This is a genomic window from Corynebacterium sp. HMSC055A01 (assembly GCF_001809405.1).
Taxonomy (GTDB): Bacteria; Actinomycetota; Actinomycetes; order Mycobacteriales; family Mycobacteriaceae; genus Corynebacterium; species Corynebacterium hesseae.
In genome coordinates this window covers 1-1,218 of sequence record NZ_KV797588.1, presented here as the reverse complement: position 1 = coordinate 1,218, position 1,218 = coordinate 1, and the positions used below count along the sequence as shown (strand labels likewise).

General features: G+C 58.8%; 1 protein-coding gene and 1 pseudogene. Both read right to left on the bottom strand.

All coding sequences use genetic code 11. From position 1 onward, the window contains the following. Window positions 1-537: ATP-binding protein (locus HMPREF2604_RS08360; protein ID WP_246818402.1), on the bottom strand; the 537-nt coding region annotated here is incomplete at its 3' end. Between the two features lie 6 nt (window positions 538-543). Further along, a pseudogene (locus tag HMPREF2604_RS08355) lies at window positions 544-1,218 on the bottom strand (IS21 family transposase); the annotation flags it as partial.

Sequence of the window (1,218 nt, the reverse complement as noted above, 5' to 3'; positions counted from 1 at the left end):
ATCGAGGACCAGGACGTCGACGTCGTGGAGGTGCTGGATGAACTTCAGCCGTGCGGGGTCATCGGGTTGGAGGACTGCCAGTTCGGCGGCGAGCATGTCGGTGCGGTAGAACCGTGCGGAGTAGTCGTTGCGGCATGCTGCTGTGATCAGGGCTTGGGCGAGGTAGGTTTTGCCGACTGAGGATTTGCCCAGGATGACAATGTTTTGGCCCAGGTGGCACCATTGTCCGTGAGCGAGTCTGCTGACTTGCTCGGGGTTGATGTTGCGGTCAGGCGTGCAGACCACGTTTTCAAGGCAAGCATCAAGGTTTGGCGATCGGGATGCTTTTAGCAGTTTGTTGATGCGTCGTTCACGCCTGGCTGCGACTTCTTTATCGAGTGCGTAGAGCACCTTTTGGGAAAACGTCCATGCGTCGAATGCGGGATCGTTGGCGATGTCGATGACGCTTCTGCCGAAGGCAGTCATCCGCAGCGCGGTGAAGTCGGGCAGGACGGACTCGTCAAGGAAGCGATCTGCTGGCGGGGTTGGTGATGACATGGGCTTTTAGTGTCCTTTCTTAGCGAGGTTGTCCATGCTGAACTGGTCTGCACCGCCGAGAAACGCGCCGGTGGTATCCCGGTCGGTGATTGCAGGGGCGGTGGGCTGGTTGACTGTGGTGCTGCGCGGGGCCTGGTCTAACCCGCGGGGCCGGGTGGCGTGTTCTTTGCGTATGGCGGTCATCATGTTTTTGACTGCGGTATATGACACAGCCCGTCGGCTGCCGTCGTTGGCCATCAGGCGCTGGCATGCCTCTTCCAGGATTGGTTTGTTGCCGTGTTTGCCCATCGACAGCACGTTTCTACAGGACTGGTACGCCTGAGCCGGGATGGCTTTCGCCGCGATGAGTTCTTCGATGACCTTGCGTGTTGCCGGGCCGGTTTTGCTGGCTTCGCGGTAAAAGTAGTCGCTTGTCCACAGTCCACGGGTGGAGTCCATTCCAGATGGAATGTGCTCATAGTCAGTGACATAGGCCCCACGCTTATGCGAAACCTGGTGGGTTGCCACGGTTGTCCCCTGGTCAAAGACGGTCAAGACCTGGCCTGTGATGCGCACATCGACAGTGCGGCCAACAAGCTGGTGCGGAACGGAGTAGCGCACCGTTGCAACCGTGATATGGAAATCCGTGGCTACTTTCGCACGCTTCCACTCGGGGACCTGACCCCCGGAAAGTAGACACGT